Source organism: Arthrobacter ruber (genome assembly GCF_002954225.1).
GTDB lineage: Bacteria > Actinomycetota > Actinomycetes > Actinomycetales > Micrococcaceae > Arthrobacter_D > Arthrobacter_D ruber.
In genome coordinates, this window is record NZ_PPTH01000013.1 from 27,110 (window position 1) to 47,415 (window position 20,306).

Consider the following 20,306-nt stretch of genomic DNA (forward strand, 5'->3'; position numbering starts at 1 on the left):
GGGCGGGCAGGGGCGTCGTCCAAGCCTAGGCCACCAGGACCACCCGGACGGTCAGCCGCGGCTCGGGGGGCAGGTCAGTGGCCGGGGGTCAGGACGAAGTCCCAGGGGTCCGTATTGACCCCGCTGACGCGGATGTCGGTGGTGAAGCCCCGGTCGGCGAGCACTGTCCCCAGGGCGTCCGCCGCCGGAGTGAGCCACAGCCACTCGCTGCCGAAGTGCGAGACGTCGATCAGGTAGGGCGTTCCTCCGGCCGCCGCCTCCCGCACCTCCGAGGCCGGGTGGTGACGGAGGTCCGCGGTCACGTAGACGTCCGCGTCGCTCGAGCGGACGCGGTCGAACAGGGAGTCACCCGCCCCGCCGCACACGGCGACCCGGCGCACCAGGGCGTCCTTGTCGCCCGCGACGCGCACTCCCCCGGCGACGGCGGGCATGATCGAGAAGACGGCCTCGGCGAAGTCCCCGAGGGCCACCGGCGTCGCCAGGTCGCCGACCCGCCCGATCCCCTCCTCGGGCAGCCCGTTCGCGGCAGGGGCGAGGGGCTTCACGTCCTGCAGACCCAGGGCGTCGGCGAGGACGTCGGACACACCGCCGACGGCGCTGTCACCGTTGGTGTGGACCGTGACGAGGGCGCAGCCCGCCTCGATCAGCCGGTGGACGACGTCACCCTTGAAACCCGACGCCGCGACGGTGGAGACGGGCTTCAGGAGCAGAGGGTGATGGGAGACGATCATCGTCGCACCCCACTCCAGCGCCTCGTCGAGGACGGCACCGGAGGGATCGACCGTGAAGAGGATCTTCCCCACCGGGTTCCCGGACCGGCCCGCGACGAGTCCGACGGCGTCCCAGCCCTCGGCGAGGCTTTCCGGCCACAACTCCTCGATCGCCACCAGGACGTCGCCCACGGTCGGGACCCGGACGGCCTGCCCGGATCCTCCACCCTCCAGGGTGGCCACCGCGAGACCCGACAGGCCGGCAACGGCCCTCTGCTCGTTCTGTTCCATGACACCAGTAATACCCGCCGCCGACCGCCCCTCCAAGCCTCCGAGGTTCGCCCGGGGCGGATTCCGGACGGGAATCATCGGGGCGCACCGTGCATTGACACAGACATGAAGACTTTTGTGCTCGGAGGTGGCTGTTTCTGGTGCCTCGATGCCCTTTACCAGAAGACCCGCGGCGTGACCGAGGTGGTGTCCGGTTACACCGGCGGCCACACGAGGCACCCCGACTACGATTCCGTCTGCTCCGGGATGACCGGGCATGCCGAGGTGGTCGCGGTGACGTTCGAGGAGTCCGTCATCCCCGAGGACGTGATCCTGGACATGTTCTTCGTGTCCCACGACCCCACCACCCTGAACCGGCAGGGCTACGACGTCGGCACGCAGTACCGCAGCGTCATGTACTACCAGGACGCCGAGCAGAAGACACTGTTCGAGGACGCGATCCGCCGCAACCAGGAGAACTGGAAGAACCCGATCGTCACCGAGGTCAGCAGGCTCCCGCTGTTCCACGTCGCGGAGGACTGGCACCAGGACTACTACGCCAAGCACCCCGAGCAGGGCTACTGCCAGGTGATCATCAATCCGAAGCTGTCCAAGGCCCGCAAATATTACGCCCAGTGGCTCGCCGCCTAGGTCGGCAGGTGCCCACCCGTTAAGCTGACCGCCGTCGGTCCGGGGGCGGTCATCCGCCCTGCCACGACCGACCCCGATCCCTCCCACCTCTTGCGAACAGGCAGGCTCCCCATGGCAAAGATCTACGACGACGTCACCCAGCTGGTGGGCAGGACGCCCCTCGTCCGCCTCAACCGCCTCACCGAGGGCCTCGACGCGCAGGTCGCCGTCAAGCTCGAGTTCTACAACCCCGCCAACAGCGTGAAGGACCGCATCGGCGTGGCCATCATCGACGCGGCGGAGAAGGCCGGGGCGCTCCGCCCGGGCGGGACGATCGTCGAGGGCACCTCCGGGAACACCGGGATCGCCCTGGCCATGGTGGGTGCGGCACGCGGGTACCGGGTCCTCCTGACCATGCCGGAGACCATGTCCACCGAACGTCGGGTCATGCTGCGGGCCTACGGCGCCGAGATCGTCCTGACGCCGGGTTCCGAGGGCATGCGCGGCGCCGTCGAGCGTGCCAAGGACATCGTCGCGACGACGGAGAACGCCATCTGGGCGCAGCAATTCGCGAACGCCGCGAACCCGGCCATCCACCGGGCCACCACGGCCGAGGAGGTCTGGGAGGACACGGACGGCGAGGTGGACATCTTCGTGGCCGGCGTCGGCACGGGTGGCACCATCACCGGCGTCGGGCAGGTGCTGAAGGAGCGCAAGCCCGGTGTGCGGATCGTCGCCGTCGAACCGGCCGACTCCCCCATCCTCAACGGCGGCGCACCCGGTCCGCACAAGATCCAGGGACTCGGCGCCAACTTCATCCCCGAGAACCTCGACCGCGACGCCTACGACGAGGTCATCGACGCCACCGTCGAGGACTCCGTGCGCGTGGCCCGCGCCCTCGGCACCCAGGAGGGCATCCTGGGCGGCATCTCGTCGGGTGCCATCGTGTGGGCCGCGCTCGAACTCGCGAAGCGACCCGAGAACGCCGGTAAGCTCATCGTGGCGGTCGTCTGCGACTTCGGCGAGCGCTACATCTCCACGGTGCTCTTCGACGACATCCGCGGCTGACGCCGCCCCGTCCCTGACCCGTCCCTGACCATCCCCCCGAGAGGGTACAGCCGGTGAGCTTCCTAGAACGACTGCGCGAGGACCTCGACACCGCGCGCACCCACGATCCGGCTGCCCGTGGGTCCCTGGAGAACACGCTCGTGTACTCGGGGCTGCACGCCATCTGGGTCCACCGGCTCACCCACCGCATGTGGCGCGACGAGAGGCTGCGTTTCCCCGCGCGGGTCCTGTCGCAGCTGGCCCGGGCGCTGACCGGGATCGAGATCCACCCGGCGGCGACCATCGGGCGCAGGTTCTTCATCGACCACGGCATGGGGATCGTGATCGGCAGCACGGCGGAGATCGGCGACGACGTCATGCTCTACCAGGGGGTGACCCTCGGCGGCAGGTCGCTCGAGAAGGTCAAGCGTCATCCGACGATCGGTGACCGCGTGACCATCGGCGCGGGAGCGAAAGTGCTTGGTCCGATCACCATCGGCGCCGGGAGCGCGGTGGGCGCGAATGCCGTCGTCGTCAAGGACACGCCGCCGGACTCGATCGTGACCGGCATCCCTGCGACCTTCCGTCACCGCGACTCCCGCCGCGAGACGCAGCCGGCCGTGGACCCGGCCGAGTACGTGGATCCCGCCCTCTACATCTAGGACGGGACAGGCGACACACACAGAGAAGCCCCGGACCTCGGTCCGAAGCTTCCTGTGTGTCCGGCGTCCGTCAGTGGGTGTCGACGGCTTCGATCTCGGACTTGTCCTCGCCCCACAGCGTGTGGAACGTGCCGTCGGTGTCGACGCGGTTGTAGGTGTGGGCGCCGAACAGGTCGCGCAGGCCTTGCGTGAGGGCGGCCGGGAGGCGCTTGCGGCGCAGCCCGTCGTAGTAGGCCAGCGAGGCCGAGAAGACCGGGACCGGGATGCCCAGCTGCACGGCTGTGGCCACCACGCGGCGCCACGCCGGGATCGCGCCCGCGATAGCCTCGGTGAACGCCGGGGCCAGCAGGAGATTCGCCGGGCGCTCGTCGGCCACGGCGTAGGCCTTCATGATGTCGTCGAGCAGCTCCGCGCGGATGATGCACCCGGCACGCCAGAGCGATGCGATCTCCTCGAGATTGAGGTCCCAGCCGTACTCCTTCGCCGCCGCCGTGAGCATGTCGATGCCCTGGGCGTAGCTGACGAGCTTGGACGCGTAGAGGGCGAGCCGTACGTCCTCCACGAACGTCTCCGGCACCTCCACGGTGGCCTCGTGGCCCTGCAGGGCGTCCTGCGCCTTCAGGCGCTGCTCGAGCTGCGAGGACAGTGCACGGGCGAAGACCGACTCCGCGATGCCCGAGGTCGGGCTGCCCAACTCCAGCGCGGAGACCACCGTCCAGCGGCCTGTCCCCTTCTGCCCGGCGGCATCGACGACGACGTCGACGAACGGCTTGCCGGTGCGTGCGTCGGTGTGCCCGAGCACCTCCGCGGTGATCTCGATGAGGAACGAGGACAGCGTGCCCGCGTTCCAGTCCGTGAAGATCTTCGCCTGGTCCGCCGGCTCGATCCCCGCACCCGAGCGCAGCAGATCGAAGGCCTCGCCGATGACCTGCATGTCCGCGTACTCGATGCCGTTGTGCACCATCTTCACGAAGTGGCCGGCGCCGTCGGTGCCGATCCAGCGGCAGCACGGCTCGCCGTCGTACTTCGCGGAGATCTTCTCCAGCATCGGACCCAGCGAATCGTAGGACTCCCGGGAACCCCCGGGCATGATCGACGGGCCCAGCAGTGCGCCCTCCTCACCTCCCGAGACGCCCACCCCGACGAAGTGCAGGTCGTGCTCGGACAGGGCCGCCTCACGCCGCCGCGTGTCCTCGTAGTGCGAGTTGCCGCCGTCGATCACGATGTCACCCGGCTCCAGCAGCGGGGTGAGCTGGTCGATCACCGAATCCACGGGCTTGCCGGCCTTCACCATGATCAGGACCCGGCGGGGCTTCTCGAGGGAGTCGACGAGCTCCTGCAGGGTCTCGGTCCGGATGAAGTCGCCGTCCCCGCCGTGCTTGTGCAGCAGTGCGTCGGTCTTCTCCACCGACCTGTTGTGCAGGGCCACCGTGTAGCCGTTACGGGCCAGGTTCCGGGCGAGATTCGCCCCCATCACTGCCAGGCCTGTGACACCGATCTGTGCGCTCAATGTGTTCTCCGTCGTTCGTCAGCGGGTGGGGGTGGCGCTGCAGATGCCGGTGCTCCGGTGGTTCTCTGCGCGGGCCATGCGGTTTCACACTATTACCGTCGCGGCGCCCGCCGCCAGAGAGTGTGCCGCGGCGACCCAATGTGTCACGGGGCGTCGCATGAGACGTGTCGGACGCGACAGCTCTCCGGCTGGGTCGTTGGCACCATCCGTGAAAGAATGATAAGGATGTCCGACGTTACGGTTACCCCCGCCCTCGCCCCCTCCTCGTCGCGCCCGCAGGTGCGTCCCGAAGTGGAGGGCTCGCAGCCGATCGTCTCCAGCGACGGCAGGCCCCTGCTGCAGTTCAAGTCGCCGCGGGTCAGCCAGCCGCCGGTCCACCTGGCCGACCTCACGCTCGCCGAGCGCCAGGAGCGGCTGAAGGAGCTGGGGCACGCGGGCTTCCGCGCCAAGCAGCTGTCCACGCACTACTTCACGCACTACACCACGGATCCGGCCGCCATGAGCGACCTCCCGAAGGCCGGACGCGAGGAGCTGGTCGCGGCGATGTTCCCGCCGCTCCTCACCGAGGTCAAGCGCCTGACCACGGACAACGGTGACACCATCAAGTTCCTGTGGCGCCTCTTCGACGGTGCCCTCGTGGAGTCCGTGCTGATGCGCTACCCCGGCCGGGTGACGCTGTGCGTGTCGTCGCAGGCCGGCTGCGGCATGAACTGCCCGTTCTGCGCCACCGGCCAGGCCGGACTGACCCGCAACATGTCGACGGCGGAGATCGTCGACCAGGTCGTCGCCGCCAACCGCGTCCTCGCCGAGGGAGCGCTGGGCGCTCTCCGCACCGATGGCGGGCACGACGCCGACCGCGTCACCAACATCGTCTTCATGGGGATGGGCGAGCCGCTGGCCAACTACAAGCGCGTGATGGCCGCCCTGCACCGCTTCGTCGACGACTCCCCCGAGGGCCTGGGCATGTCGGCGCGCAACATCACCGTCTCGACGGTGGGCCTGGTGCCCGCGATCAACAAGCTCGCGGCCGAGTCCCTGCCGGTCACCTTCGCGCTCTCGCTCCACGCGCCCGACGACGAGCTCCGCGACGAGCTGATCCCCGTGAACACACGGTGGAAGGTGGACGAGGCCCTCGACGCCGCGTACAACTACTACCGGACCACGGGCCGCCGCGTGAGCATCGAGTACGCGCTCATCAAGGACATGAACGATCACGCCTGGCGTGCGGACCTGCTGGCGAAGAAGCTCAACCAGCGCGGCCGCGGCTGGGTGCATGTCAACCCCATCCCGCTCAACCCGACGCCCGGCTCCATCTGGACCGCGTCGGAGAAGAACGTGACGGCCGAGTTCATCGGCCGCCTCCAGGCCGCCGGCATCCCGACGACGCTGCGGGACACCCGAGGCAAGGAGATCGACGGCGCCTGCGGACAGCTCGCCGCCGGCGAGTAGCACGTCCACCGGATTGGCGGAACTCCGCGCCGAGCCGGTATAGTCGACCCTCGTGATGCAGCCTCCCGGCAGTTGCCGGAACGGAGCGTCACAGGGTGAGGGTCTTTAGCTCAGCTGGTAGAGCGCCACGTTTACACCGTGGATGTCATCGGTTCGATCCCGGTAGGACCCACCACGAAGAACCCCGTCATTCCCCGGCCCGCAGGCCCGGATGGCGGGGTTCTCTGCTGTCCCGGGCGACTCCACCTCCCACAGGCGCGGGGAGGCAGGAGCCAGCCTCACCATGGTGCGCGCAGCGTCCCGATGAACATCCGGGAGCGCGGCGTCCGGTTGAGGACCATTGCGGTGATCCACGAAAGGAACGTCCCACGGTGAGCGGTCACGCCACCTGTGGCGCTCGCGATGACGGACTTCCGACCTCCACTGCCGGCGGTGCGCCTCCCTCGCCGGCGTGGTCGACCGGCGCGGACAGCTCCCCGCCGGACCGGGAGGGTCTAGTCCTGGACCTCCAGGACGCCGACCGGCTTGCCGTCCGCGAAGGTCACCACGTAGTCCTGCCCCATGATCGTGACGGTGCATCGCAGCGCCCCGGCGGTGCGGCAGTCGTCCCCGGCGCCGGGTGCGATCTCCGGCTCCTCGAAGATCGGTTCGAGGAGCTCCGGGTCGATCCCCGGCGGCGTGGGTTCGTGGAAGGGGATGGATCCGGGCGGGATGCAGGTGTAGGGGTCCGCCGGGTCCGTCCACCAGGCGCCGTCCTCGGTGATCGGGCACTGCGGGTAGGGCGGGTCGGGCAGGAGCCCGGGCGGCAGGTCGCCGCCCATCCCGCTGCCGGGCGGTCGGGTGATCGGGGGCGCCGGCTCGGACACGGGGTCCGACACAGGATCCGCGTCCGTCGCCGGTGGGTCGACGACGGGCGACACTGCAGCCTCTACCGCGACGGGCGGGGCCGGGTCCGCTGCGGGAGGCTGGGCGACGGCCGGGGCGTCGGCCGCCTGCCGCGTGGGCTCCATCGCCAGAGGGGTGACGACGAGAGCCGCCGCCGTGCCGAAAGCTAGAAGAAGAGACCTGGTTGAAGAACGCATTTTCACCCCGTGTGAGAGACCGATGGGATGAACGTATGCCGAACCGGGAGGGCGCGTAACCAGTAAGCCCTACTTGCTTTCCGCGTGGACTACCTGCACGCGCGACGGATGAGTACCTACGCCGGCGCCAGATCGGGCAATTGCCGGGCGAGGTAGGTGAGCGCCTCCGAGACGCCGGCCTCGATCTTGAGCGAGGCGAACTCGTCACCACGCGTCCACCCGCGGTTGATGATCACCACCGGCTTGTCCGCCTTGAACGCGTGACGGACGAACCGCAGGCCGCTCATGACGGTGAGGGAGGATCCCGCGACGAGCAGCGCACCGGCGGCGTCCACCATCGCGTAGGCGTCCGCCACCCGGCCCTTGGGGACGTTCTCGCCGAAGTAGACGAAGTCCGGCTTGAGCATCCCGCCGCAGACGGGGCAGGGCGCCGTCACGAAGTCGGCCGTATCGTCGACGTCGGCGTCCGCGTCGGGCGCGACGTCCCCGGCGTCGGACTCCCGCTCCAGGTATCCCGGGTTCAGTTCCTCGAGGATCTCGGCGATGCGGGAGCGCGGGAAGGTCGATGCGCACTGCAGGCACACCACGCGGTCGAACGTACCGTGCAGGTCGATCACGTTCATGCTGCCGGCCGAGGAGTGGAGCTTGTCCACGTTCTGGGTGATCAGGCCGGACAGCAGGTGGCGTTGCTCGAGCAGCGCCACGGCGGCGTGGCCCGCGTTCGGGTCGGCGCGGCGCAGGTGCCGCCAGCCCACATGGTTGCGCGCCCAATAGCGGCGCCGGAGCGCCTCGTCGCCCACGAACTGCTGGTAGGTCATCGGGTTGCGCGGCGCGGAGTCCGGCCCGCGGTAGTCCGGGATACCCGAGTCCGTGCTGAGTCCGGCGCCCGTGAGCACGGCGAGCCGAAGACCGCCGAGCAGTGCGACCGCCTCGTCGAGCAGGCGCCGCTCGTCCTGCTTCAGCGGGGCGAGGCCCTCCGCGGGGGTGGCACTCACGAACCCGGTCAGGCCGAGCCTCGGGTTCGATCCGGGACCGGCCACGTCCGGTGTCCCGGGCGCCGGCCCGTCGCTCACAGGGCCGCTTCGACCGAGCTCAGCGCGCGGGCGTAGCCGGTCATGGGCCGGCCCTGCCCATGGGACGAGGAGACGACGGCGCGTACCGTCCCGGATCCGTCCAGCACGTAGCTGACCCTGTCGGCGTAACCGTGCTCGCTGTCGAAGGCGTCGTACGCGCCGGTCACGGCGCCGTGCGGCCAGAAGTCGGCGAGAAGGTCGAAGGAGATGTCGTTGGCGTCGGCGAACGCGCGCAGCGTGTACTTGTGGTCGACGGACACCGCCACGAGGGTCACTCCCGCGGCGTCGAACAGATCGAGGTTGTCCCGCAGCTGGCCGAGCTCGTCGGTGCACACGCGTGAGAACGCGAACGGGAAGAAGACCACCACGGACCCGCCCACCAGGGATCCGCTCTCGACGGTCTCACCGAACTGGTTGGCCAGGCTGAATCCCGGCGCGACGGACCCTACCTCCAGCGCCACCGGCTACTGCTTCCGGCGGCTGACGAGCCGCGTCGCCGACCATTCCCGGGAGACGCCGGCCGACGACGTCGAGTGGAGACCGGCGGTGGGAGCCGCTTCCTGCACATCGGCCGGGGAGACATAACCCGGACGTCCGGACTTGGGAGTGAGCAGCCAGACCACGCCGGTCGCCCCGAGCGAGGTCAGGGCGTCCACGAGCGCGTCCACGAGGTCACCGTCACCGCTGCGCCACCAGAGGATGACGCCGTCCACCACATCCTGGTCGTCCTCCGTGAGCAGTTCGGATCCGATGCCGTCCTCGAGGTTGTCGCGGAAGTCGAAGTCGACGTCGTCGTCGTAGCCGAGTTCCTGGACAAGGTCGCCATCTTTGAAACCCAACTTGCCTGCCACGTTGACCGCAGTGGCGGCTTCAGCCTCGCTCACTTAACTCCTCCTGGAAACACGGGACTGTCGCGTGACCGGCCCTCGTATGGATGTACATGCCTACCAGCCAACACCCTTATGCGCCAAGCATCAAGCCGGTCGGCCGTTTTCGGTGGTGGAGGCGCCACCCGGCGGTCGGGTCCGGGAACGCGGTGTGGGCAAGCCCTCGGCGTAATCTGCCCCCAGAGCCTGATCCTGCTACGCATGGACCCCGCGGCGGCGATAGAGTGAAGTGATATATGGCCGCGGTGATAGCGCCGGGCCGGCATCTCTGCGCGGGCGCAACGAGCCGTGCGCAGGCACTAAGCGACACAGACAAGATCTGTGGAAGTGGAGAGATATCGCGTGGCTGTAGAACAAGGTACGGCGGATATTCTGAGCGGCCTGACCGTCGGCAAGCCCGACGGCGATCCCGAGGAGACCGCGGAGTGGATCGAATCCCTCGACCAGCTCATCCGCACCCAGGGCACCGAGCGCGCGCAGTACATCATGCGTTCGCTCCTCCAGCGTGCCGGTGCGCAGTCCGTGGGCGTGCCCATGGTCACGACGACGGACTACGTCAACACCATCCCCGCGGACCAGGAACCCGAGTTCCCCGGTGACGAGGAGATCGAGCGGAAGTACCGCGCATGGATGCGCTGGAACGCCGCCGTCATGGTGCACCGCGCACAGCGCCCCGAGATCGGCGTCGGTGGGCACATCTCGACCTACGCCGGTGCGGCGACGCTGTACGAAGTGGGCTTCAACCACTTCTTCAAGGGCAAGGACCACCCCAGCGGTGGTGACCAGGTCTTCTTCCAGGGACACGCCTCCCCCGGCATGTACGCGCGGGCCTACCTCGAAGGGCGCCTCACCGAGGAGGACCTCGACGGGTTCCGCCAGGAGAAGTCGAAGGAGGGCCACGCGCTCTCCTCCTATCCGCACCCCCGCCTGATGCCCGATTTCTGGGAGTTCCCCACGGTCTCCATGGGCATCGGCCCCATGAACGCCATCTACCAGGCGCAGTCCAACCGCTACCTGCACAACCGCGGCTTCAAGGACACGTCGGAGCAGCAGGTCTGGGCCTTCCTCGGCGACGGCGAGATGGACGAACCGGAATCGCGCGGCCTGCTCCAGCTCGCGGCCAACGAGAAGCTGGACAACCTGAACTTCGTCATCAACTGCAACCTGCAGCGGCTCGACGGACCCGTCCGCGGCAACGGCAAGATCATGCAGGAGCTCGAGGCGTTCTTCCGCGGTGCCGGCTGGAACGTCATCAAGGTCGTCTGGGGACGCGAGTGGGACTCGCTGCTCGCCAAGGACACCGACGGTGCGCTGGTCGACATCATGAACCAGACGCCCGACGGCGACTACCAGACCTACAAGGCCGAGTCGGGCGGATTCGTCCGTGACCACTTCTTCGGCAAGTCCCCCGAGACCAAGGCGATGGTCGAGGACCTCTCGGACGACGAGATCTGGAAGCTCAAGCGCGGCGGCCACGACTACCGCAAGGTCTACGCGGCCTACAAGGCGGCCACGGAGTTCAAGGGCAAGCCGACCGTCATCCTCGCGAAGACCGTCAAGGGCTACGGCCTCGGGCCGCACTTCGAGGGGCGCAACGCGACCCACCAGATGAAGAAGCTGACGAACGCCGACCTCAAGGCGTTCCGCGACCACCTGCGCATCCCCGTCACCGACGAGCAGATCGACGACGACCTCTACAACGCGCCGTACTACCACCCCGGCGCCGACGCGCCCGAGATCAAGTACCTCATGGAGCGGCGCCGCGAGCTCGGCGGCTTCGTGCCCGAACGGCGTACCAAGCACACCGATGTCGTCCTGCCGGGCGACAAGGCGTACGAGATGGCCAAGCGCGGGTCCGGCAAGCAGATGGCCGCGACCACCATGGCGTTCGTGCGCATCCTGAAGGACCTCATGCGGGACAAGGAGTTCGGCAAGCGCATCGCGCCGATCATCCCCGACGAGGCGCGCACCTTCGGTATGGACTCGTTCTTCCCCACGGCGAAGATCTACAACCCGAACGGCCAGAACTACCTGTCCGTGGACCGCGACCTGGTCCTCGCCTACAAGGAGTCCATCGAGGGCCAGATCCTGCATGCGGGCATCAACGAGGCCGGATCCATGGCGGCGTTCACCGCCGCCGGTACTGCCTATGCGACGCAGGGCGAGCCCCTGATCCCGATCTACGTGTTCTACTCGATGTTCGGATTCCAGCGCACGGGTGATTCCATCTGGGCCGCAGCGGACCAGATGGCCCGCGGGTTCATCATCGGGGCCACGGCCGGGCGCACCACCCTGACCGGGGAGGGCCTGCAGCACGCCGACGGGCACTCGCCGATCCTCGCGTCGACGAACCCCGCCGTCATCACCTATGACCCCGCCTTCGGGTACGAGATCGGGCACATCATGCGCGACGGTCTCAACCGGATGTACGGGGACATCGGTGACAAGCCGGAGTCCTTCCGCAACGTCATGTACTACGTCACCGTGTACAACGAGCCGTTCGTGCAGCCGGCGGAGCCGGAGGACCTGGACGTCGAGGGCGTGCTCAAGGGCATCTACCTGCTGAAGCCCGCCAAGGTGGACGGCCCCCGCACGCAGCTGCTTGCCTCCGGCGTGGCGGTGCCGTGGGCGCTCGAGGCACAGAAGATCCTGGCGAAGGACTGGGGCGTCTCGGCCGACGTCTGGTCCGTGACCTCGTGGAACGAACTGCGCCGTGACGGCCTCGCCGCCGAGGAGGAGGCCTTCCTCAGCCCCGGCGCCGACGCGCGCAAGCCGTTCATCACACAGCAGCTCGAGGGTGCCACGGGTCCGATCGTGGCGGTCTCGGACTTCATGAAGGCCGTGCCGGACCAGATCCGCCAGTTCCTGCCGAACGAGTTCGCGACGCTCGGTGCGGACGGGTTCGGTTTCTCCGACACCCGTGCGGCGGCGCGCCGGTTCTTCAAGATCGACAGCCACTCCGTGGTGGTGCGTGCGCTGGAGATGCTCGCACGCCGCGGTGAGGTCGACGCCAACGCGCCGAAGGAGGCGATCGAGAAGTACCGCCTGCTCGACGTGAACGCCGGGACCACCGGCAACGCGGGCGGCGACTCCTAGCGGTCCGCGGTCCCTGAGGGCGACGGCGGGAACAGCTTCACGGCTGCTCCCGCCGTCGCCTTTTTTGTAGCTCCTCCACAAATGGAAGCCGGTGGCGCCGAGACCGTATGCTCGGAGGATGCCGCACCCAGAAGCTGCCCCCGGCGGCGCCCCGAGCGCGCCCGGAGCCACGAACGCCGGTGCCGCTCCCCCGGATCCGGCCACCGTCGAGAAACTGCGGGCCACGATCGGTTCCCTCTCGACGGCCACCCTCCGTCAGCTCGATGCGGACCTGCCGTGGTACCGCGGGCTGCGCCCCGATGAGCGTTCCGCCCTCGGCATGGTGGCGCAGAAGGGCATCGCCTCCTTCGTCAACTGGTACCAGAAGCCCGTGTCCCCGGCCTGGGTGCTGAGCGACGTCTTCGGCACCGCGCCCACCGAGCTCACCCGGTCCATCAGTCTCCAGAAGGCCCTGCAGCTCATTCGCGTGGTGGTGCAGGTGGTCGAGGACCACGTGCCGTTCCTGGCTCCGGCGGCCGACCAGGCGCCCCTGCGCGAGGCCGTGCTGCGGTACTCGCGGGAGGTGGCGTTCGCCGCGGCGGACGTGTATGCGCGGGCCGCAGAGACCCGTGGTTCGTGGGACACGCGCCTCGAGGCGCTGGTGGTCGACGCGATCCTGCGAGGTGAGAGCTCCGATGCGCTCCGCTCACGGATCGCCGCCGTCGGCTGGAAGTCCCAGGCCCGCATCACGGTCATGGTCGGCAGCGCGCCGCAGGAGCCCAATGCCGGCTTCCTCAACGAACTGCGTCGGGTCACGGGCCGCCTCGCCGAGGACGTCCTCGTGGGCATCCAGGGCGAGCGGCTCATCCTCGTGCTCGGAGGCGTCCGGGACGCGGCCAAGGCGTATCTGAGGATCAGCGAACTCTTCGGCGACGGCGCCGTGGTGTTCGGCCCGGAGGCGGAGTCGCTGGTGGACGCGAGCACGTCGGCACAGGCGGCGTTCGCCGGGCTGACGGCCGCCCGCGCCTGGCCCGGCGCCCCGCGTCCCGTCTCCTCCGAGGACCTCTGGCCGGAGCGCGTGATGTCCGGCGACGACACCGCACGGCGGGCGCTGGTGCGGAACATCTACCGGCCGCTCCTGGCGGCGTCCAACGGCCTGGAGCAGACGGTGTCCGCCTACCTCGCCCTCGGCCACTCCCTGGAAGCCACGTCGCGGTCACTCTTCGTCCACGCCAACACGGTCCGCTACCGCCTCCGGCGTGTCTGCGACGTGACCGGCTGGGACCCGCTGATAGCCCGCGAGGCGTTCGTGCTCCAGACCGCGTTGGTGGTCGGTCGCCTCTCCGCAACGCCGGGGGCCGGGGCGGCCGCGCATGGAGGAACGGGGCCGGGCACCGGTCGTGCCACCCGGACGAACAGCACCGAGCAGGCGTCGTCGGGGTCTGCCGGGCGGGCCAGAGACTTGTAGAGTTCCTACAAAGAGCTCCAACCAGCTTGGTTCAGCCGAACACCCGATATTGCCTCCCCGATTTGGAAAGCTGGAACAGTGCTTGCAATCGCCTGCCCCGGACAGGGCTCACAGACCCCGGGCTTCCTGACCCCCTGGCTCGACCTGCCCGGCGTACGGGAGCACCTCGAGCAGCTCAGCGACCGCGCGGGCACCGACCTGATCCGGCACGGGACCGTCTCGGACGAGGAGACGATCAAGGACACCGCCGTCGCCCAGCCGCTCATCGTCGCGGCCGGGCTCGTGACCGCGCGACTGCTCCTCGAGGGCACCACGCTCACCGCCGCGACCGTCGTCGCGGGCCATTCGGTGGGCGAGCTGACCGCGTCTGCAATCGCAGGGGCGCTCAGCGAGGACGACGCCGTCGCCTTCGTCCGTGTCCGCGCCGGGGCGATGGCCCAGGCGGCCGCGGCCGAGGCGACCGGCATGAGCGCCGTGCTCGGCGGGGATCCCGACGACGTCGCGGCACGGCTCACGGACCTGGGGCTGACAGCTGCCAACGCGAACGGCGGCGGGCAGGTCGTCGCGGCAGGGACGCTGGAGCAGCTCGCGGCCCTTGCGCAGGATCCGCCGGTGAAGGCCCGTGTGATCGCCCTGAAGGTCGCCGGCGCGTTCCACACACACCACATGTCCCCTGCCGTCACGGCGCTCGAGGCGCTGCGGCCCGCGCTCGCACCCACCGACCCGGTGGCCACGCTGATGTCCAACTACGACGGCCTGCCCGTCGCCACCGGCGACGGCAATCTCGACAGCCTCATCGCGCAAGTGTCACGCCCGGTCCGCTGGGACCTCTGCATGGAGTCGATGCAGTCGATGGGCGTCACCGGGATGATAGAACTCTCCCCTGCCGGTACGCTCACGGGTCTGGCGAAGCGCGGAATGCGCGGTATGGCGACCCTCGCCGTAAAATCACCGGAGGACATGGACGCCGCCCGCACCTTCCTCGAGGAGCACGCGCGCACCACGGACCTCGATCCGTCCCTTACCTCCGAAGGACCCCAGTGAGCATCACCGCCATCAAGCAAGCCCCTCTCCGCGAGCACACACGCATCCTCGGCGTCGGCGCCTACCGCCCCGAGATCATCGTCACCAATGACGACGTCTGCCAGTGGATCGACTCCTCGGACGAGTGGATCCGCCAGCGTACCGGGATCGTCACCCGGCACCGTGCGCCCCGTGAGGTCAGCGTCATCGACATGGCGGAGGCCGCGTCCCGGGAGGCGCTGGCGTCCGCCGGCATCGACGCGTCGCAACTCGGCGCCGTCCTGGTGTCCACCGTGACCCACCCCTACGCGACGCCGTCCGCGGCCGCGCAGCTCGCGGACCGCCTCGGGGCCACCCCTGCGCCCGCCTACGACATCTCTGCGGCCTGTGCCGGATACTGCTACGGGATCGCCCAGGGCGACGCCCTCGTGCACGCCGGCACGGCGGAGTACGTGCTGGTGGTCGGCGTGGAGAAGTTGTCGGACTTCATCGACAACTCCGAGCGCACCATCTCCTTCCTCCTGGGTGACGGCGCCGGCGCTGTCGTCATCGGTCCCGGCGACACGGCGGGCATCGGTCCGTCGGTGTGGGGCTCCGACGGCAGCAAGCACGAGGCCATCCGCATGACGCGGTCCCTGCTCGACGTCCGCGACTACTCGATGGGCGTCGGCCCCGATGCGGAATCGGGAGAATCAACGGACGCCGGCAGTGAGAGCCTGTGGCCGACCATGCGCCAGGACGGACCGACGGTGTTCCGCTGGGCCGTCTGGGAGATGGCGAAGGTCGCCCAGCAGGCGCTCGACGCGGCGGGGATCACCGCCGAGGACCTCGCCGTGTTCCTCCCCCATCAGGCCAACATCCGTATCATCGATGAGATGGTGAAGCAGCTGAAGCTCCCGGACCACGTCCACGTGGCACGGGACATCGTGGACGCCGGCAACACCTCTGCCGCCTCGATCCCCCTGGCCATGCACCGGGTCCTGCAGGAACAGCCCGCGCTCAGCGGAAAGCTCGCCCTGCAGATCGGCTTCGGCGCCGGTCTCGTCTTCGGGGCGCAGGTCGTGGTCCTTCCCTAGTTTTCAAGCCCAGACCGCGACAGCGCGGTTTGACCATCCCCGCCGGCGCACCGGCAAGAACAGAAAAGGAGCCACCATGGCTAGCAACGAAGAGATCCTGACCGGCCTGGCCGAGATCGTCAACGAGGAGACGGGTCTCGCCCCCGAGTCCGTCGAGATGGACAAGTCCTTCACCGACGACCTCGACATCGACTCCATCTCGATGATGACCATCGTGGTCAACGCCGAGGAGAAATTCGGTGTCCGCATCCCCGACGAAGAGGTCAAGAACCTGAAGACCGTCGGCGACGCCGTCAACTTCATCTCGGGCGCGCAGGCGTAGGTTCCTGCACTTCCCGGCGCTACGGCCGCCCCCGGTGTCACCGCCGTGGGCGGCCGTAACAGTCTCCCCTCCCGCTCCGGTGCCTCCGGCGCAGACCTCGCTTCGAAAGAGTGACCATGCCACGCAAAGTCGTCATCACCGGACTCGGTGCAACCACCCCCATCGGCGGGGACGTCCCCACCATGTGGGCCAACTCCCTCAAGGGAGTCTCAGGGGCGCGGACCATCGAGGCCGACTGGGTGGAGAAGTTCGAGCTGCCCGTGACGTTCGCGGCGCAGATCGCCACCCCCGCCTCGGAGGTACTCTCCCGGGTGGAGGCCAAGCGCATGGATCCCTCGACCCAGTTCGCGGTCGTCGCATCCCGTGAGGCATGGCGCGACTCCGGGATCGAGGAGGTGGACAAGGACCGCCTCGCCGTCGCTTTCGCGACCGGGATCGGCGGTGTCTGGACGCTGCTCGATGCCTGGGACACCCTGCGTGACAAGGGGCCTCGAAGGGTCCTGCCCATGACCGTCCCCATGCTCATGCCCAACGGCCCCGCAGCCGCCGTCAGCCTCGACCTCGGTGCCCGGGCCGGTGCCCACACGCCCGTCTCCGCCTGCGCCTCCGGCACCGAGGCACTGCACCAGGGGCTGGAACTCATCCGATCCGGCAAGGCAGACGTCGTCGTGTGCGGCGGCGCCGAGGCCGCCATTCATCCGATGCCCATCGCCGCTTTCGCCTCCATGCAGGCACTGTCCCGGCGCAACGACGCCCCGGAACTCGCCTCGCGGCCGTACGACACGGGCCGTGACGGCTTCGTCATGGGCGAGGGTGCCGGTGCCCTGGTCCTCGAGGCCGAGGAGCACGCCCTCGCGCGTGGCGCCCGGATCTACGCCGAGCTCGGTGGGACCTCGGTCACCGCTGACGCCTACCACATCACTGCGCCCGACCCCGAGGGGCTGGGTGCCACCCGTGCGCTGAAGGCCGCACTGTTCGATGCCCGCGCCCAGGCGTCGGATGTGGTGCACGTCAACGCCCACGCGACGTCCACCCCCGTCGGTGACAAGCCCGAGTACACCGCCCTGAGGGCGGCTTTCGGTGCGCACCTGGACTCCGTCGCGGTCTCGGCGACGAAGTCGCAGACCGGCCACCTCCTCGGAGCATCCGGTGCTGTCGAGGCCGTCATGACGGTGCTGGCGATCCACGACCGGAAGGCCCCCGTCACGATCAACCTCGACAACCAGGACCCCGACATCCCGCTCGATGTCGTCACGGAGGCGCGTGACCTGCCCTCGGGAGACATCGTGGCTCTCAGCAACTCGTTCGGGTTCGGCGGTCACAACGCCGTCATCGTGCTCCGCAGCATCTGACCGCTGACACGAGGAAGGCGCCACCCGCGGGTGGCGCCTTCCTCGTCGTGGCCGACCTTGTGCCCGGTCGGGCCGTTGCCGTCCAGCGGCTCGCCGGCCAGGACGGCAAGCGCGGTGTGGGAGAAGGGACGTTCAGCCGACCTGGTGGAGCCAGCGCACCGGGGCGCCCTCGGCGGCGTGGCGGAACGGTTCGAGCTCCTCGTCCCAGGACTCCCCGAGCGCGAGCGAGAGTTCGTGGTAGACCGCTGCCGGGTCCCCTGCCCCCGCCTCGTACGCGTAGCGGATACGGTCCTCGGTCACCATGATGTTGCCGTGGACGTCCGTCGTGGCGTGGAAGATCCCGAGCTCGGGCGTGTGCGACCACCGGCCGCCGTCGGCTCCGGCGCTCTGCTCCTCGGTGACCTCGTACCGGAGATGGGCCCAGCCGCGGAGGGCCGAGGCGAGCTGCGCCCCCGAGCCCTGCGGACCGACCCAGGACAGCTCGGCCCGGAGCAATCCGGGCGCGGCAGGCTGCGCCGTCCACTCCATGTCGATGCGCTTGTCCAGCACGGACCCGATAGCCCACTCGACATGAGGGCACAACGCAGTAGGGGCTGAGTGCACGTACAGGACACCGCGGGCCATCACAACAGACATTCCATCCTCCATAGCTGTAGGTACGTCTTCCCCAACGACCTTCAACGGATGATGGAACTGCAGATGAGCGGGTACTTCACGAGACCCACCCGCACGTGGTGTGCAGGTTCGATGTAACTCCTGCTCATTGTGCCCGACGAACGTGAATTTCGCCACTAGGACGGCCCGGGTGCCAGGTGCCCGGTCGTGGCGAGTCGACGGGCGGAGAAGGAACGCCCCTGCCGGTCGATCAGGCGCGCGGGTGGGCCTGTTCGTAGCTGCGCCGCAGGCGGTCGACGGACACGTGCGTGTAGAGCTGCGTGGTGGCGAGGCTCGAGTGGCCGAGGAGCTCCTGGACCGCACGGAGATCGGCGCCGCCGTCGAGCAGGTGCGTCGCGGCGCTGTGCCGCAGCGCGTGCGGACCCTGGGCGGCCGTGTCCCCGAGGGCGTCGAGTGCGTCCTTCACCTGGGCGCGCACGGCGCGCTGGTCGATGCGGCTGCCGCGTCGACCGAGGAACAGGGCCGGTCCGCTCTTCTCCGTCGCCCAGCGTGGTCGGCCTCGTCGGAGCCAGTCGTCGATCGCGTGCGCAGCCGGGACGCCGTAGGGGACGGTCCGCTCCTTCGACCCCTTGCCGAGCACCACGAGGGTGCGCCGCTCGGTGTCGAGGTCGTCGATGTCCAGCCCCACGAGTTCTCCGACGCGGACGCCCGTTCCGTACAGCACCTCGATCATCGCTCGCCGCTGGAGTTCGTGCGGTTCCCCCTGCTGCGTCCGTTCGTCGAGGTCCTCGAACAGCGTGCCCGCCTGCGATTGGCTGAGGACGGCCGGCAGCGCACCGGTCCGCTTCGGGGAGCGCAGGCGCAGTGCGGGGTTGACCGGGATCAGTTCCTCACGCACCGCCCAGTCCATGAAGGCCCGGACCGACGCCGCGCGCCGCGCGATCGTGGCGCGGGACAGGCCGGCTGCATCGAGGGCTCCGAGCCATGCCCGGAAGTGCCGCAGTTCGAGCTGTCCCAGCTCCGACACCCCGGACTGCGCGGCATGTCGGAGGAACAGTTCCAGGTCCTTCCGGTAGGCCCGGACCGTGTGCACCGACCGGTTGCGCTGCAGCGTCAGGTAATCCTCGAAGCCGCGTACTGCCATCGCCAGGGCCGGGGTCGTTCCTGCGCTCTCGTTCGTCATCGTGCCTCCGGTACCAGTATCCACGCCAGGTGACGGCTTGGCAGGGAGCCGGGCCGGAGTGCGCCGGTCCGTGCGCCCGGATCGACCCGCTGGCGCGCTGGTTCCCGTGGTGATCGGCCTGGTGGTCGGCCTGGTGGTCGGCCTGCCGATCCCATGATGGGCGGCTTGATGGGCGCTCCGGCCGTCGGCTTCGTCGCCGTGCCCGACGCATCATTGCCGCCCGGACTCGGGGCCGCGCTGTCGACCGGACTCGAGGTCGAGGAGCGCTGTCTTGATCCCGGTGCCCGCGGAGTACCCGAGGACCGCGCCCGCACTGCTGAGCACCCGGTGGCCGGGAACGATGATCGAGACCGGATTGGCCCGCACGGCGGCCCCGACAGCGCGCCCCATGCGCGGGTTGTCGAGTTCCTCCGCAATGTCCCGGTAGCTGCGTCGCTGTCCGTAGGGGATCCGGGTCAACGCCTCCCACACCCCCACCTGGAAGGAGGTCCCCTGCAACCCGACCGGCACCTCGAAGGCCCGGCGGGTACCTGCGAAGTACTCGGCGAGTTCCGCAGCCGCCCTCCGAAGGACGGCCATGGTCCTGTCCGGAGTGACAGGGCCGGCCACCCGCCCGGGTGCCGGCGCCTCCTCCCGTGGAGAAGTATCCGGACCAGTCGCCGGACGCCCCAGTCGACCCTGCGAGGGCGCCGGGCTGTGGTCGCCGTGGTACGGGCCGACGATCATGCCGCCCTCGGCGACGACCCGGAGCGGTCCGACCGGCGAGGAGACCTCGACATACCACCGCTCATCACCGTGCTCTGCAGCGGGGCCTGTGCTGGTACCCGTGCTGGTACCCGTGCTGGAACTGCTGTCCATGGAAGTCCTCCTGA

Annotated in this window: 19 protein-coding genes and 1 tRNA gene; 11 read left to right on the forward strand and 9 right to left on the reverse strand. The window is 69.2% G+C overall.

The features are described from left to right. Window positions 1-74 precede the first annotated feature (74 nt). Window positions 75-1,001: a Nif3-like dinuclear metal center hexameric protein gene (locus CI785_RS04065; protein WP_105030823.1), complete on the reverse strand. Its 927-nt coding sequence runs from the start codon at window positions 999-1,001 to the stop codon at window positions 75-77. 105 nt (window positions 1,002-1,106) lie between these two features. On the opposite strand from CI785_RS04065, the gene msrA reads away from it, so the two are divergent. From msrA to epsC, 3 genes are all read left to right on the forward strand, one after another. Next, a complete protein-coding gene (gene msrA, locus CI785_RS04070) occupies window positions 1,107-1,631 on the forward strand; it encodes a peptide-methionine (S)-S-oxide reductase MsrA (RefSeq protein ID WP_105030824.1) in 525 nt (174 codons plus the stop codon). 111 nt (window positions 1,632-1,742) lie between these two features. Further along, a complete protein-coding gene (cysK, locus tag CI785_RS04075; protein ID WP_105030825.1) occupies window positions 1,743-2,678 on the forward strand; it encodes a cysteine synthase A in 936 nt (311 codons plus the stop codon). 53 nt (window positions 2,679-2,731) lie between these two features. Next, complete coding sequence (gene epsC, locus CI785_RS04080) at window positions 2,732-3,319, forward strand: serine O-acetyltransferase EpsC (protein WP_105030826.1); 588 nt, start codon at window positions 2,732-2,734, stop codon at window positions 3,317-3,319. A 70-nt stretch (window positions 3,320-3,389) separates the two neighbouring features. On the opposite strand, the gene gndA is transcribed toward epsC, so the two are convergent. Beyond that, on the reverse strand, window positions 3,390-4,829 hold the full coding sequence (gene gndA, locus CI785_RS04085; protein ID WP_105030827.1) for an NADP-dependent phosphogluconate dehydrogenase: 1,440 nt from the start codon (window positions 4,827-4,829) through the stop codon (window positions 3,390-3,392). Between the two features lie 225 nt (window positions 4,830-5,054). On the opposite strand from gndA, the gene rlmN reads away from it, so the two are divergent. Next, the gene (rlmN, locus tag CI785_RS04090; RefSeq protein ID WP_105030828.1) at window positions 5,055-6,278 is read left to right on the forward strand and encodes a dual-specificity RNA methyltransferase RlmN; all 1,224 of its coding nucleotides are present in this window, start codon (window positions 5,055-5,057) and stop codon (window positions 6,276-6,278) included. Window positions 6,279-6,377: 99 nt separating this feature from the next. Next, window positions 6,378-6,453, forward strand: a tRNA-Val gene (locus CI785_RS04095). A gap of 319 nt (window positions 6,454-6,772) precedes the next feature. Here the strand turns inward: CI785_RS04095 and CI785_RS04100 are convergent. From CI785_RS04100 to CI785_RS04115, 4 genes are all read right to left on the reverse strand, one after another. Continuing rightward, complete coding sequence (locus tag CI785_RS04100) at window positions 6,773-7,360, reverse strand: hypothetical protein (protein WP_157940159.1); 588 nt, start codon at window positions 7,358-7,360, stop codon at window positions 6,773-6,775. Between the two features lie 116 nt (window positions 7,361-7,476). Continuing rightward, window positions 7,477-8,433, reverse strand: a complete 957-nt coding sequence (locus CI785_RS04105) for an NAD-dependent protein deacetylase (protein ID WP_240614995.1) — start codon at window positions 8,431-8,433, stop codon at window positions 7,477-7,479. Next, window positions 8,430-8,894 (reverse strand): redoxin domain-containing protein, encoded by a 465-nt coding sequence (locus CI785_RS04110; protein WP_105030830.1) that lies wholly within the window; start codon window positions 8,892-8,894, stop codon window positions 8,430-8,432. The genes CI785_RS04105 and CI785_RS04110 overlap by 4 nt, the downstream gene beginning before the upstream one ends. A 3-nt stretch (window positions 8,895-8,897) precedes the next feature. Continuing rightward, a complete protein-coding gene (locus tag CI785_RS04115) occupies window positions 8,898-9,317 on the reverse strand; it encodes a DUF3052 domain-containing protein (protein ID WP_105030831.1) in 420 nt (139 codons plus the stop codon). Between the two features lie 345 nt (window positions 9,318-9,662). On the opposite strand from CI785_RS04115, the gene aceE reads away from it, so the two are divergent. From aceE to fabF, 6 genes are all read left to right on the forward strand, one after another. After that, window positions 9,663-12,416 (forward strand): pyruvate dehydrogenase (acetyl-transferring), homodimeric type, encoded by a 2,754-nt coding sequence (gene aceE / locus CI785_RS04120; protein ID WP_105030832.1) that lies wholly within the window; start codon window positions 9,663-9,665, stop codon window positions 12,414-12,416. Between the two features lie 118 nt (window positions 12,417-12,534). Further along, on the forward strand, window positions 12,535-13,863 hold the full coding sequence (locus CI785_RS04125) for a PucR family transcriptional regulator (protein ID WP_105030833.1): 1,329 nt from the start codon (window positions 12,535-12,537) through the stop codon (window positions 13,861-13,863). 78 nt (window positions 13,864-13,941) lie between these two features. After that, a complete protein-coding gene (locus tag CI785_RS04130) occupies window positions 13,942-14,907 on the forward strand; it encodes an ACP S-malonyltransferase (RefSeq protein ID WP_105030834.1) in 966 nt (321 codons plus the stop codon). Further along, window positions 14,904-15,962: a beta-ketoacyl-ACP synthase III gene (locus CI785_RS04135; protein ID WP_105030835.1), complete on the forward strand. Its 1,059-nt coding sequence runs from the start codon at window positions 14,904-14,906 to the stop codon at window positions 15,960-15,962. The genes CI785_RS04130 and CI785_RS04135 overlap by 4 nt, the downstream gene beginning before the upstream one ends. Window positions 15,963-16,038: 76 nt before the next feature. Beyond that, complete coding sequence (locus CI785_RS04140) at window positions 16,039-16,284, forward strand: acyl carrier protein (RefSeq protein ID WP_043445747.1); 246 nt, start codon at window positions 16,039-16,041, stop codon at window positions 16,282-16,284. Between the two features lie 116 nt (window positions 16,285-16,400). After that, on the forward strand, window positions 16,401-17,636 hold the full coding sequence (gene fabF / locus CI785_RS04145) for a beta-ketoacyl-ACP synthase II (protein WP_105030836.1): 1,236 nt from the start codon (window positions 16,401-16,403) through the stop codon (window positions 17,634-17,636). Window positions 17,637-17,768: 132 nt separating this feature from the next. Here the strand turns inward: fabF and CI785_RS04150 are convergent, their stop codons facing one another. From CI785_RS04150 to CI785_RS04160, 3 genes are all read right to left on the reverse strand, one after another. Further along, complete coding sequence (locus tag CI785_RS04150) at window positions 17,769-18,272, reverse strand: DUF3145 domain-containing protein (protein WP_105030837.1); 504 nt, start codon at window positions 18,270-18,272, stop codon at window positions 17,769-17,771. A 229-nt stretch (window positions 18,273-18,501) separates the two neighbouring features. Continuing rightward, window positions 18,502-19,434, reverse strand: coding sequence for a tyrosine recombinase XerC (locus tag CI785_RS04155; RefSeq protein WP_105030838.1), 933 nt, complete (start codon window positions 19,432-19,434; stop codon window positions 18,502-18,504). A 210-nt stretch (window positions 19,435-19,644) separates the two neighbouring features. Next, window positions 19,645-20,292 (reverse strand): methylated-DNA--[protein]-cysteine S-methyltransferase, encoded by a 648-nt coding sequence (locus tag CI785_RS04160; protein WP_105030839.1) that lies wholly within the window; start codon window positions 20,290-20,292, stop codon window positions 19,645-19,647. Window positions 20,293-20,306: the final 14 nt, after the last annotated feature.